This window comes from Stenotrophomonas sp. 78350_Sma (genome assembly GCF_056482105.1).
On record NZ_CM151182.1, the window covers coordinates 4,342,951 to 4,357,459 of the forward strand.

General features: G+C 67.4%; 6 protein-coding genes. 5 read left to right on the forward strand and 1 reads right to left on the reverse strand.

Features of this window, described 5'->3' with window-relative positions:
* Positions 1 to 546 precede the first annotated feature (546 nt).
* Positions 547 to 1,866 (reverse strand): M20 family metallopeptidase, encoded by a 1,320-nt coding sequence (locus tag ACZK4H_RS20020; protein ID WP_099554789.1) that lies wholly within the window; start codon positions 1,864 to 1,866, stop codon positions 547 to 549.
* A gap of 188 nt (positions 1,867 to 2,054) precedes the next feature.
* Between ACZK4H_RS20020 and ACZK4H_RS20025 the strand changes: the two genes are divergently transcribed.
* From ACZK4H_RS20025 to yccS, 5 genes are all read left to right on the forward strand, one after another.
* Positions 2,055 to 3,296 carry an efflux RND transporter periplasmic adaptor subunit gene (locus ACZK4H_RS20025; protein WP_099554777.1) on the forward strand — a complete coding sequence of 414 codons (1,242 nt, stop codon included), beginning with the start codon at positions 2,055 to 2,057 and terminating at the stop codon, positions 3,294 to 3,296.
* A gap of 74 nt (positions 3,297 to 3,370) precedes the next feature.
* Positions 3,371 to 6,604, forward strand: a complete 3,234-nt coding sequence (locus ACZK4H_RS20030) for an efflux RND transporter permease subunit (RefSeq protein WP_099554779.1) — start codon at positions 3,371 to 3,373, stop codon at positions 6,602 to 6,604.
* Between the two features lie 31 nt (positions 6,605 to 6,635).
* A complete protein-coding gene (locus ACZK4H_RS20035; RefSeq protein WP_099554782.1) occupies positions 6,636 to 9,758 on the forward strand; it encodes an efflux RND transporter permease subunit in 3,123 nt (1,040 codons plus the stop codon).
* 338 nt (positions 9,759 to 10,096) lie between these two features.
* Positions 10,097 to 12,160 carry a TonB-dependent siderophore receptor gene (locus ACZK4H_RS20040; protein WP_099554783.1) on the forward strand — a complete coding sequence of 688 codons (2,064 nt, stop codon included), beginning with the start codon at positions 10,097 to 10,099 and terminating at the stop codon, positions 12,158 to 12,160.
* A 163-nt stretch (positions 12,161 to 12,323) separates the two neighbouring features.
* Positions 12,324 to 14,501, forward strand: a complete 2,178-nt coding sequence (yccS, locus tag ACZK4H_RS20045; RefSeq protein ID WP_099554785.1) for a YccS family putative transporter — start codon at positions 12,324 to 12,326, stop codon at positions 14,499 to 14,501.
* Positions 14,502 to 14,509: the final 8 nt, after the last annotated feature.

Sequence of the window (14,509 nt, forward strand, 5' to 3'; positions counted from 1 at the left end):
CATTGTATCGCGCCAGAAGCGGGCCTTCGGCCGGGCCGGCCAACGGCGGAGCCCCTCCGTGGTGGTTTTGTTGGTTCGTCGTGAAAGGCGGTCTATCGGCTGGGCCGGGTGGGTAGGCGGGTCGGGGGACGCCGTAAACCCGTCCTTGGGGGCTTGGCCGCGGCATCCATGCCGCGGACACCCCCGCCCCGCCTACCCACCCGGCCCCTGACAGTTCCCTGCACGCGGCCGCCACCACGGGAAAGATCAGAAAAATCAAAATCAAAAACCGATCCTTCAGAAGTTCCTGACGCCTGCCGTGTCGACCAAGGTCGACACCCACCAGAAGCGGAAAGTCGTTCCGACAGCTCGCGGGAAACCGTCGAAGGCGGGGTGGGTCCGGTGGCAGGGGCGTGAGCCGCATGGATGCGGCGACCGAGCTTACATGGACGTACTTGCAGCGTCCCCTGCCACCGGACCCACCCCGCCATCCCTCAGGAAACCAGCTTTGGACGTTGACGTGGCTTTGGCCTCAGCGGGTGCAGGGCGCAGCCCTGCCGGAAACCCTCATCCCGCCGGAGTGCCGGCACCGTGCAGGTAATCCAGGCTCACCTGCAGCAGCGCGCGCAGTCCCACATCCAGCGCCTTCTCATCCAGCAGGAACTTCGGCGAATGATTCGCCGGCGCCGTCGCCGGGTCGATGCCCACGCTGGTCGAACCGACGAAGAAGAACATGCCCGGCACTTCCTTCGCGTACAGCGAGAAGTCCTCCGCGCCCATCTGCAGCGGCGGCTCGTACACGTTGTCCTTGCCCACCACCGCCTGCAGGCTCGGCAGCATCTTCGCGGTCAGCGCCGGGTCGTTCACCGTGGCGGGGTTGCCTTCCGATTCGTAGATGTCGGTCACCGCCTTCGCACCGTGCGCGGCAGCGGTGTGCTCGGCCACGTTGCGCAGGTCGGCGAAGATCTGCTGGCGCATGCCCTCGTCGAAGGTGCGGATGGTGCCAACCATCTCCACTTCATCGGGAATGATGTTGTAACGGATGCCGCCGTTGATCGCGCCGAAGGTCAGCACCGCCGGTTGCTTGGACAGGTTGGCGCGGCGGCTGACGATGGTCTGCGCGGTGCCGACCAGATCGGCGGTGGCCACGATCGGGTCAACGCCGTTCCACGGCGCCGAACCGTGCGTCTGGCGACCGATCACCTTGATCCCGAAGCGGTCCGAGGCAGCCATCAACGGGCCACCGCGCACCGCGATCTGCCCGGCCTGCACACTGGAGAACACATGCAGGCCGAACACGGCTTCCGGCTTGAAGTCGGCGAACAGGCCTTCCTTCAGCATCAGCGCGGCGCCACCCTCTTCCGGCGGCGGTGCGCCTTCCTCGGCCGGCTGGAAGATCAGCATCACCTGGCCCGGCAGGTCCTTCTTCATCGACACCAGCGCTTCAGCCACGCCCAGCAGGGTGGCGGTATGCGCGTCATGGCCACAGGCATGCATCACGCCCACGGTCTGGCCGCGGTACTGGTCGGTGGCCTTGGAGGCGAACGGCAGGCCGGTCTGCTCGGTCACCGGCAGCGCGTCCATGTCCGCGCGCAGCGCGATCTTGGGGCCGGGCTTGCCGCCTTCGATGATCGCCACCACGCCGTGGTGGGCGATACCGGTCTTCGGCTTCAGGCCCATCGCACGCAGGCGCTTGGCGACCTCGGCCGAGGTACGCACCTCGCGGTTGGACAGTTCCGGGTGCTGGTGGAAGTCACGGCGCCATTCGACCACCCGGGCCTGCAATCGCTGTGCGGCGGCGGTCACTTCCGGGCGCTGCCCGTCCTGGGCGTGGGCAAGGGCCGGCAGGGCCAGCAGCAGGGCGGACAGCAGCAGCGAACGGCGCATCGCAATCTCCACAGCAAGAGGGTTCCAGCTGAATGTAGGGCAACACCGCCGCCACGGGAACCTCCCGCGCGGGATCCGGTCTTAGCGCCCGTCCCATCCGTCATGCAGGAAACGTGATGTGGCACAGGTATGCTTTGCGCATTGCCAACCGGGGCCGCGCCCCGTCCAGCCCTCTTGGAGTCCTCGTAATGTCACGTGTTTGGAAGATCGTGCTGCTGGTCGTGGCGGTTCTGGTGCTGGCCGTGGTCGGCCTGCGCGTCATCGGCGGGGGCAAGGACAAGGCTGGAAAGCCGGCGGCGGGAGCGCGCCAGGGCGGTGAAGACCCGGATGCCGGCCCGGTGCCGGTGACCGTGGTCGAGGCCACGCGCCAGGACGTACCGGTGTATGCCAGCGCACTGGGTACGGTGACGGCAATGAACACCGTCACCGTCAGCCCGCAGGTCGGTGGCCAGCTGATGAGCCTGAACTTCCGCGAAGGCCAGGAAGTGAAGAAGGGCGACGTGCTGGCAGTGATCGATCCTCGCACCGCCCAGGCCAGCTTCGACCAGGCAGCGGCGGCCAAGCGCCAGAACGAAGCGCTGCTGGCTACCGCCCGCTCCAACTACCAGCGCTCGAACGCGCCGGAGTATCGCCAGTTCGTCGCCAAGACCGATCTGGATACACAACGAAACCAAGTGGCACAGTACGAGAGCGCGGTCGCGGCGAACGATGCCAGCATGCGCTCGGCGCAGGTGCAGCTGCAGTACACCAAGGTCACCGCACCCATCACCGGCATCGCCGGCATCCGTGCGGTCGATGCCGGCAACGTGGTCAACGCCGGCACCGCGCTGGTCACGCTGACCCAGGTCCATCCGATCCACGTGCTGTTCAACCTGCCCGAACGCCAGCTCGGCGACGTGCGCCAGGCGCAGGCCGCCGGTGCGGTGCCGGTGGCCGCGCTGGACCGCGCCGATTCGCACGTGCTGTCCGGTGACGGCAAGCTGGATGTGGTCGACAACCTGATCAGTGCCGACAGCGGCACGTTCAAGGCGCGCGCGCTGTTCGACAACACCGACAACGGCCTGTGGCCGGGTCAGTTCGTCAACGTGCGCATGCAGCTGCGCACCATCGGCGGTGGTGTGGTCATTCCGACCCAGGCCGTGCTGCGCGGGCCGGATGGCGAGTACGTCTATGTCGTGCAGGGCGACAACACGGTGAAGATGCAGACCGTGCGCAGCGGCGTGGAAGTGGGCGACAGCCAGGTGCAGATCGCAGAAGGCCTGAAAGGCGGGGAGCGCGTGGTCAGCGAAGGCCAGTTCCGCCTGAAGCCGGGCAGCAAGGTCACCGCGCTGAAGCCGGGCGAGACCCCGGCCGCACCGACCGAAGCCGAACTGAAGGCCGCCGAACAGAAGAACGGCGGCGGTGGCCGTCGCGGTGGTGGCCCGCGCTGAGCGCAGGCCACGGTTCTCCCTCGCGCTGGCGGACCTGCCGGCGCCGACATTGAAGTGCCAGCAAGGATCAGTCCGTGGGCTTTTCGACGATCTTCATCCGCCGCCCGATCGCCACCTCGCTGTTGATGGCGGGCCTGTTGCTGCTGGGCATCCTCGGTTACCGCAAGCTGCCGGTATCGGCGCTGCCGGAAATCGATGCGCCCAGCCTGGTGGTCACCACCCAGTACCCCGGCGCCAACGCCACCACCATGGCCTCGCTGGTCACCACGCCACTGGAGCGCCAGTTCGGGCAGATTTCCGGGCTGGAGCTGATGACGTCGGACTCGTCGGCCGGGTTGTCGACGATCATCCTGCAGTTCTCGATGGACCGCGACATCGACATCGCCGCACAGGACGTGCAGGCGGCGATCCGCCAGGCCACCCTGCCCTCGTCGCTGCCCTACCAGCCGGTCTACAACCGGGTGAATCCGGCCGACGCGGCCATCGTCACCCTGAAGCTGACCTCTGACACGCGGCCGCTACGCGACGTCAACAACTACGCCGACTCGATCCTGGCCCAGCGCCTGTCGCAGGTGCAGGGCGTGGGCCTGGTCTCGATTGCCGGCAACGTGCGCCCGGCCGTGCGCATCCAGGTCAACCCGGCGCAGCTGTCGAACATGGGCCTGACCCTCGAACAGCTGCGCAGCGCGCTCACGCAGGCCAACGTCAATGCGCCGAAGGGTTCGTTGAACGGCAAGACCCAGTCCTACAGCATCGGTACCAACGACCAGCTGGCCAGCGCTGCCGAGTACCGCGACACCATCATCAGCTACAAGAACGGCCGCCCGGTGCGGTTGTCCGACGTGGCCGAGGTGGTCGATGGCGTGGAGAACGACCAGCTGGCGGCCTGGGCCGATGGCAAGCCGGCGGTGCTGCTGGAAGTGCGTCGCCAGCCCGGTGCCAACATCGTGCAGACTGTCGAGCGCATCCGCGCGATCCTGCCGCAGCTGCAGGGCGTGCTGCCGGCCGACGTGCACCTGGAGATCTTCAACGATCGCACCGAGACCATCCGCGCCTCGGTGCATGAAGTGCAGTTCACCCTGATCCTCACCATCGGCCTGGTGGTGGCGGTGATCTTCGTGTTCCTGCGCCGGCTGTGGGCCACCATCATCCCGTCGGTGGCAGTACCGCTGTCGCTGGCCGGCACCTTCGCGGTGATGGCCTTTGCCGGCATGTCGCTGGACAACCTGTCACTGATGGCGCTGGTGGTGGCCACCGGCTTCGTGGTCGACGATGCGATCGTGATGATCGAGAACATCGTGCGTTACATCGAGCAGGGCAAGAGTGGCAAGGAAGCGGCCGAGATCGGCGCACGCCAGATCGGCTTTACCGTGCTGTCGCTGACCGTCTCGCTGGTGGCGGTGTTCCTGCCGCTGCTGCTGATGCCCGGTGTCACCGGCCGCCTGTTCCACGAGTTCGCGTGGGTGCTGAGCATCGCTGTCGTGCTGTCGATGCTGATCTCGCTGACGCTGACCCCGATGATGTGCGCCTACCTGCTCAAGCCCGACGCCCTGCCCGAGGGCGAGGACGCGCATGAGCGTGCGGCGGCGGCCGGCAAGCAGAACCTGTGGACACGCACCGTGGGCCTGTACGAGCACAGCCTGGACTGGGTGCTGGGCCACCAGCGCCTGACCCTGGCCGTGGCCGGCGCCGCACTGGTGCTGACCGTGCTGCTGTATGTATTGATTCCCAAGGGCCTGCTGCCCGAGCAGGACACCGGCCTGATCACCGGCGTGGTGCAGGCCGACCAGAACATCGCCTTCCCGCAGATGGAGCAGCGCACCAAGCAGGTCGCCGAAGCGCTGCGCCACGATCCGGATGTGACCGGCGTGTCGGCATTCATCGGTGCCGGCAGCATGAACCCCACGCTCAACCAGGGCCAGCTGTCGATCGTGCTGAAGGAACGCGGCGAGCGCGATGGCCTGGACGAGATCCTGCCGCGCCTGCAGAAGGCGGTGGCCGGTATTCCCGGCGTGGCGCTGTACCTGAAGCCGGTACAGGACGTGACCCTGGACACCCGCGTGGCGGCCACCGAGTACCAGTACTCGCTGTCGGACGTGGATTCGGCGACGGTGGCGACCCAGGCCATGCGCTTGACCGAAGCGCTGCGCAAGCGCCCGGAACTGGCCGACGTCGACAACAACCTGTCCAACCAGGGCCGCGCGCTTGAACTGAACATCGACCGCGACAAGGCCAGCGTGCTGGGCGTGCCGATGCAGACCATCGACGACACGCTCTACGATGCGTTCGGCCAGCGCCAGATCTCGACCATCTTCACCGAGCTCAACCAGTACCGCGTGGTGCTGGAAGTGGCGCCGGAGTTCCGCACCAGCACGGCGCTGATGGAACAGCTCGCGGTCGCCTCCAACGGTGCCGGCGCACTGACCGGCACCAACGCCACCAGCTTCGGCCAGGTCACCTCGTCCAACTCGTCGACCGCCACCGGCATCGGCGCGCAGAACACCGGCATCACCGTCGGCGCCGGCAACATCATTCCGCTGTCGGCGCTGGCCGAAGGCAAGGTCAGCAGCGCGCCGCTGGTGGTCAGCCACCAGCAGCAGCTGCCGGCGGTAACGGTCTCGTTCAACGTGGCGCCGGGCTATTCGCTGTCCGAAGCCGTGCGTGCGATCCAGGAGACCAAGGACAGCCTGGACATGCCGACCCACCTGCATGCCGAGTTCATCGGCAAGGCCGCCGAGTTCACCGGCAGCCAGACCGATGTGGTGTGGTTGCTGCTGGCCTCGCTGGTCGTGATCTACATCGTGCTGGGCGTGCTCTACGAGAGCTACATCCACCCGATCACGATCATCTCCACGCTGCCACCGGCCGGTGTCGGCGCGCTGCTGGCGCTGATGCTGTGCGGCCTGAGCCTGTCGGTGGATGGCATCGTCGGCATCGTGCTGCTGATCGGCATCGTCAAGAAGAACGGCATCATGATGGTGGACTTCGCGATCGAGGCCCGCCGCGCCGGCGCCAACGCGCACGAAGCGATCCGCCGCGCCTGCCTGCTCCGCTTCCGCCCGATCATGATGACCACCGCCGCGGCCATGCTCGGCGCGCTGCCGCTGGCGCTGGGTACCGGCATCGGCTCGGAACTGCGCCGTCCGCTGGGCATCGCCATCGTCGGCGGCCTGCTGCTGTCGCAGCTGGTCACGCTGTACACCACGCCAGTGATCTACCTGTACATGGAGCGCTTCTCCGAATGGCTGGCGCGCCGCCGCGAACAGCGCGCGCTGCGCAATGGTTCGCTGCAGGAGCCGCAGGCATGATCCACGCCCCGCTGCTGCGGGGGACCGCACGATGAACCTGTCCGGCCCCTTCATCCGCCGCCCGATCGGCACCGCCCTGCTGGCCATCGGCCTGTTCATGGTCGGCCTGATCTGCTACCTGCGCCTGGGCGTATCGGCGCTGCCGAACATCGAGATCCCGGTGATCTTCGTGCATGCCAGCCAGTCCGGCGCCGATGCGGCGACCATGGCGTCCACGGTCACCGCGCCGCTGGAACGCCACCTCGGCCAGCTGCCGGGCATCGACCGCATGCGCTCGTCGAGTTCGGAAGGCAGCTCGCTGGTGTTCATGATCTTCCAGAGCGGCCACAACATCGATTCGGCCGCGCTGGACGTGCAGACCGCGATCAATTCGGCGCAGGCCGACCTGCCTTCGGGCATGGGCTCGCCGATGTACCAGAAGGCGAACCCGAACGACGACCCGGTGATCGCCATCGCGCTCACCTCGCAGACGCAGTCGGCCGATGAGCTGTACAACGTCGCCGACTCGCTGCTGGCGCAGCGCATCCGCCAGATCAGCGGCGTCGCCTCGGTCGACATCGCCGGTGCCTCGACGCCGGCGGTACGCGTGGACGTCAACCTGCGCCTGATGAACGCGCTCGGCCTGACCGCCGATGACCTGCGCAACGCAGTGCGCGCGGCCAACGTGACCTCGCCCACCGGCTTCCTCAGCGATGGCAACACCACCACCGCGATCATCGCCAACGATTCGGTGGCACGCGCCGCCGACTTCGCCGACCTGGTGGTCAAGACCCAGGGCGATGGCCGGGTGATCCGCCTGAAGGACATCGCCAACGTCTACGACGGCCAGCAGGACGCCTACCAGGCCGCGTGGTTCGACCACAAGCCGGCGGTGGTGATGTACGTGTTCACTCGTGCCGGCGCCAACATCGTGGAGACCGTGGACCGGGTCAAGGCACAGATCCCGACCCTGCGCGACTACCTGCAGCCGGGCACCACGATGACGCCGTACTTCGACCGTACGCCGACCATCCGTTCCTCGCTGCATGAAGTGCAGATCACCCTGCTGATCAGCCTGGCCATGGTGGTGCTGACCATGGCGCTGTTCCTGCGCCGGCTGGCACCGACGCTGATCGCTGCGGTGACCGTTCCGCTGTCGCTGGCCGGTGCCGCGCTGGTGATGTACGTGATGGGCTTCACCCTGAACAACCTGAGCCTGCTGGCGCTGGTGATCGCGATCGGCTTCGTGGTCGACGATGCGATCGTGGTGATCGAGAACATCATGCGCCACCTCGACGAGGGCATGCCGCGCATGCAGGCGGCACTGACCGGCGCGCGCGAGATCGGCTTCACCATCGTCTCGATCACCGCCTCGCTGGTGGCGGTGTTCATCCCGCTGCTGTTCGCCAGCGGCATGATGGGCGCGTTCTTCCGCGAGTTCACCGTCACCCTGGTGGCGGCGATCGTGGTGTCGATGATCGTCTCGCTGACGCTGACCCCGGCGCTGTGCAGCCGCTTCCTCAGTGCCCACGATCACGCTGCGCCGCCGTCGCGCTTCGGCCGCTGGCTCGATGCCGGCCATGAACGCATGCTGCGCGTCTACACGGTGTTCCTCGACTTCTCGCTGCGCCACGCGCTGCTGATGTCACTGACTCCGCTGATCCTGATCGGCGTCACCGTCTTCCTGTTCGGCGCGGTGAAGAAGGGCGCGTTCCCGCCGCAGGACACCGGCCTGATCTGGGGTCGCGCCAACTCCAGCGCCACCGTGTCCTTCGAGGACATGGTGGCCCGCCAGCGCCGCATCACCGACATGCTGATGGCCGACCCCGCGGTGAAGACCGTGGGCGTGCGCCTGGGCAGTGGCCGCCAGGGCTCCAGCGCACAGTTCAACATCGAGCTGAAGTCGCGCAGCGACGGCCGTCGCGAAACCACCGCGCACGCACTGGCACGGTTGAGTGCCAAGGCCGACCGCTACCCCGACCTGCAGCTGCGCCTGCGTGCGATCCAGGATCTTCCCAGCAACGATGGCGGCGGTTCCAGCCAGGGCGCCCAGTACCGCATCTCACTGCAGGGCAACGACCTGGCATCGCTCCAGGAATGGCTGCCAAAGCTGCAAGCGGAATTGAAGAAGAACCCGAAGCTGCGCGACGTCGGCACCGACGTGGACAACGCCGGCCTGCGCCAGAACATCGAGATCGACCGCGCCAAGGCCGCGCGCCTTGGCATCACCGTCGGCGCCATCGATGGCGCGCTGTACGGTGCGTTCGGCCAGCGCCAGATCTCCACCATCTACTCCGACATCAACCAGTACAGCGTGGTGGTCAACGCCCTGCCCTCGCAGACGGCCACGCCAGCGGCGCTGGACGAGGTGTACGTGCGTGCGCGCAACGGCGACATGGTGCCGATCACCGCGGTGGCGACCCAGGTGCCGGGCCTGGCGCCATCGCAGATCACCCATGAAAACCAGTACACCACGATGGACCTGAGCTACAACCTGGCGCCGGACGTGAGCATGGGAGAGGCCAAGGCGATCATCGATGCCACCGTGGCCGGCATGCGCATGCCGGGCGACATCCGCCTGGCCGATGACGCCGGCTTCGGCTTCAACTCCGACCCCAGCGACATGCTGATCCTGGTGTTTGCTGCGATCCTGACCGTGTACCTGGTGCTGGGCATGCTCTACGAGAGCCTGATCCATCCGGTCACCATCCTGTCCACGCTGCCGGCGGCAGGCGTGGGTGCGCTGCTGGCGCTGTTCGGTACCAACACCGAGCTGTCGGTGATCTCGATGATCGCGCTGGTGCTGCTGATCGGCATCGTCAAGAAGAACGCGATCATGATGATCGACTTCGCGCTGGTCGCGCAGCGCGAGCATGGCCTGGCACCGCGCGATGCTGCGCGCGAGGCCAGCATCGTGCGCTTCCGCCCGATCATGATGACCACGATGGTGGCGATCCTGGCGGCGGTGCCACTGGCGATCGGCCTGGGCGAAGGGTCCGAGCTGCGGCGCCCGCTGGGCATCGCGATGATCGGCGGCCTGCTGTTCTCGCAGAGCCTGACCCTGCTCAGCACGCCGGCGCTGTACGTGATCTTCTCCTGCCTGGCCGAACGCTGGCGGGCACGGCGCGCACGCAAGCGCGAAGCGAAGCTGCTCAAGCGCGCGCAGCGGGCCTAGAAGGGCCCATCCACGCATGGCGTGGATCTACGGGTGGTGCCGGCCGCTGGCCGGCTTTCTCCGTACGGCGAATCTGCCGGCCAGCGGCCGGCACTACCGTGGGTGCGAATGGTGGGTACGGACCGTGGGCGCGGATGGTGGATGCGGACCGTTGGTCCGCATGTCGCCGGATTTGACGCGCCGTAACGAAAAGAGAACAATTCTCATCCAGCCATGGTCCTGCGCCCCTCCGCGGCGCCCCGCTGCCATCTCCGGCCAGCCTGCGTGATCCCAGCCACTGCCCCTCCCCCCACCCGTGGGCGGATGGCCCGTGGCCGCCCGCCGAGGATCACCGAACCATGCCATCGCACCTGCTGTGCCGCCCGGCCCTGCTTGCCATTTCCCTGTCCGTGGCATGTGCCGCGCATGCTCAATCCGCACCGGACCGCGGTAACCGCAGTGCCACCGAACTGGATGCGGTCAAGGTCACCGCCGAACGCACCCACGCCGACACTGGCGCCCTGGGCGACCGCGCCCTGCGCGATACCCCGTTTGCGATCACCGCCGTGGGCCGCGAGCAGATCGAGCAGCGCCAGGTGGTCTCACTGGGCGAAGCCTTCCTGCTCGACCCTTCGGTCACCACCCAGGTCAGCGCCTATGCCAGTGGCTGGAGCTCGCCCATCCGCAATCGCGGTATCGAACTGAATTTCGACAGCTATCGGGTCAATGGCCTGCAGGTCTCTTCCTGGGGCACCGAATGGCCGCTGGAAGTGATGGAACAGGTCGATCTGCTGAAAGGCCCGGGCGGATTCCTGTACGGGTTCGGTGCGCCCGGCGGCATCGTCAACTACATCACCAAGAAGCCGACCGACACGCCCACCTTCTCCGCCCAGCTGGGCTGGCGCGAGCAGGGCATCGTCAGTGGCGGCATCGATGCCGGCGGCCGCTTCGGCAACGAACAGATGTTCGGCTACCGTTTCAACGCCTACCGGGAAAAGGGCGAGACCTTCAACGGGGGCCGCGTGGATCGCAAGGTCGGTGCACTCGCCTTGGACGCACGGCTGACTGATCGCCTGACATGGACCCTGGATGGCGTCTTCCAGTCGCGCGATCTCAGCGGCGAAGCGCCGCAGTACTACTTCCGCGGCCTGACCTCGTCGCCGCACCCGATTGCCGGCGACGTCGACAATGGCGTGCCCGGCACCTACTACGACACCCGATCGAGCCTGCTGTCGACCGGCTTGAACTGGCAGATCAACAGCGACTGGAAAGCCAGCCTGAGTTACGGCGTCACCACCTCGTGGAACGACGTCAACAAGATCTTCGCCTACATCGACGATCCCAACGGCGATTACGACGTCAACGTCTACGAACTGGGCGGCAAGAGCGAGTGGAAGCTGGCGCAGGCGATGCTGCAGGGCAGCTTCCGCACCGGCCCCCTGCAGCATGAGGTGGTGGCGGGCATCAGCCACCAGACCGGGCTGGGCTGGGACCGTCCCTACGAATGGAGCCTGATCGGCCGCGCCAACCTGTACCAGCGCCACGCCATCCGCCACGATGCCGTCGGTTCACGGGTGATGACCCGCGGCGACGAGACCGTGCAGCAGGCGGTGTTCGCAAGCGATACGGTGAACCTCGGCGGTGGCTGGTCTGTGCTGGCGGGCTGGCGCTACAACGACTTCGAAACCAAGGGGCGTTACCGCACCTACCCGGTCACGCCGACCTACGCCGTGATGTTCAAGCCCAGCGAGGCGGTCACGCTGTATGCCAGCTACATCGAATCGCTGGAAGCCGGCAGCCGCGTAGGCAACAGCTACATCAACGCGGGCGACGTGCTCGACCCGACCATCAGCAAGCAGTACGAGATCGGCGCGAAGGTCGAGGCGGCGCGCTGGAACGCGAACCTGGCGGCGTTCCGGCTGGAGCGTGGCGCCAACATCGATGAGCTCACGCCCGCCGGCAAGCGCCTGGTGCAGGACGGCATCACGGTGTACGAAGGCATCGAAGCCAGTGCCGACCTGCACCTCAACGATGCCCTGACGGTCGGCGGTGGCGTCACCTGGCTGGACCCGACCTATGACAGGTTGTCGCCGGCCAGCGCCGCACAGGAAGGCAACCGTACCGCCGGTGCTGCGCGCTGGAGCGGGGTCCTGCACGCCACCTACCAGCTGCCGTGGGTGGACGGCCTGGAAACGTATGCGGCCGTGCGCTACTACGGCGATGTCTGGTACGACGCCGACAATACGCTGAAGCTACCCGGCTACACGCTGGTGAATGCCGGCGTCGGCTACCGGCTGCTTGCCTCGGGCCACCCGGTGACCCTGCGTGCCAGCGTCGAGAACCTGGCCAACCGGAAATACTGGTCCAACGCCGGCGCCGGCCTGCCGCGCACGATCGCACTGAGCGTGCGGTTCGACATGTAAGGCCCGGCAATCCGGCAGTGCCGGCCGCCGGCCGGCTCCCCGCACCTTCGTCCGGCCGCATGGGAGCCGGCCAGCGGCCGGCACTACCGGGTATTCCTTCGCGGGCTGTCCCCTTCACCCCGACCCCCGCAATAATGGTGGAAGACCCTTCCACCGAGCCTGCATGCCCGCCCGCCAATCCCGCCTCAGCCGCCTGTGGGCCCATGAGAAGGCCAGTTATGGCCTGCGCGTGTTCATCGCACTGACCGCAGCGCTTGCCGTGTGCTGGCAGCTGGATGCGCTGAGCGCCCTGCCCGGCGTTTTCCTCGGCATCATCGCCAGCGCCATCGCCGAGACCGACGACAACTGGTGGGGCCGGACCAAGGCCGTGGCGCTGTCACTGCTGTGCTTCTGCATCGCCGCGGCGTCGGTGATCTGGCTGTTCCCCTGGCCGTGGATCTTCATCGGCGCGCTGGCACTGTCCACCTTCTGCCTGACCCTGCTCGGCGCGCTCGGCGAGCGCTACGCATCCATCGCCCAGGCCACGGTAACGCTGGCCATCTACACCATGATCGGCCTGGAGCAGCATGGCGCCAGCGATCTGCACAGCGCGCTGGACGCCGTCAGCCACCTGCTGGCGGGTGCGGTCTGGTACGGACTGCTGTCGATCCTGTGGACCGCACTGTTCGCCAACCGCCCGGTGCGCGAACGCGTGGCGCGGCTCTACATCGAACTGGGCCGCTACCTGCAGCTGAAGGCCGCCCTGTTCGAGCCGGTACGTGAGGCCGACCTGCAACGCCGCCAGCTCGATCTGGCCGAGCAGAACCGGCGCGTGGTCGGCGCGTTGAACGAGGCCAAGACGGCGATCCTGGCCCGCTTCGGCCGCTCCGGCCGGCCCGGCGTGAACTCCGGCCTGTACCTGCGCCTGTACTACATGGCACAGGACTTCCACGAGCGCGCCAGTTCCTCGCACTACCCGTACGGCGCCCTGGTCGATGCCTTCTTCCACAGCGACGTGCTGTACCGCTGCCAGCGCCTGCTCGATCTGCAGGGCCAGGCGTGCGCGCGGCTGGGCGAGGCAATCCGCCTGCGCCGCCCGTTCGTGTATGGCGAAAACAACCAGCAGGCCGGGCGCGACCTGGCCGATGCGCTGGCCTACCTGCGCGACCAGCGGCGCCCGCAGTGGCAGCGCCTGCTTGGTTCGCTGGACCTGCTGGTGCACAACCTGCGCAGCATCGAGCGCCGGCTGCTGGACGCCGAACGCTCCGAGGCCAGCCTCGACAATGTCGATACGCGCCTGCGCGACAGCAATCCGCACACCCTGCGCGAGATGGGCGTGCGCCTGCGCCAGCAGCTCACGCCCGGTTCGGTGCTGTTCCGCCATGGCCTGCGCATGGCGCTGGCGCTGATCGCCGGTTTCGCGGCCATCCGGCTGTTCAACGCACAGAACGGCTCCTGGGTGCTGCTGACCATCGTATTCGTGTGCCGCCCCAACTTCGGCGCCACCCGCCAGCGCCTGGCGCAGCGCATCGCCGGTACCGTGGCCGGCCTCGTGCTCACCTGGGCGCTGCTGCAGCTGTTCCCGCAACTGCACGTGCAGCTGCTGATCGCGCTGCTGTCGGCGCTGCTGTTCTTCTTCACCCGTACCGATCGCTACCTGGTGGCATCGGCGGCGATCACGGTGATGGCCCTGACCTGCTTCAACCTGATCGGCGATGGCTTCGTGCTGATCGTGCCGCGCATGGTCGATACGCTGCTGGGCTGCGCGATCGCCGCCGCTGCTGCGTTCCTGATCCTGCCCGATTGGCAGGGCCGACAGCTGCACTTGGTGCTGGCGCGGGTGCTGGATACCGCCGCGCGCTACCTCGATTCGGTGCTGGGCCAGTACCGCAGCGGCATGCGCGATGACCTGGCCTATCGCATCGCCCGCCGCGACATGCACAACGCCGACGCCGCGCTGTCCACCGCACTGTCGAACATGCTGCGCGAACCCGGCCACGTGCGCCGCAACCTGGATGCCGGCTTCCACTTCCTGGCCCTCTCCAACACGCTGCTTGGGCACTTGTCGGCGCTGGGTGCGCACCGCGACCAGGTGGACAGCTACGCCGGCGATCCACTGGCCTTGGCCGCCGGTGATCGCGTGCGAAAGGCACTGCAGCAGCTGGCGGCGGCGCTGACCGCACGACAGCAGGTCGCGGAAGATGACAACGACGCCGACCGCGCAGTGGCCGCTGAGCTGGAACAGATCGATGAGGCGATGCCACCGAAGCTGCAGCTGATCCGCACGCAGATGGCGCTGGTGCTGCGGATGCTGCCGAAGGTGCGGGCGGCGGCGAATGAGGCGGTGCGTACGCTCACCTGACAACGTGC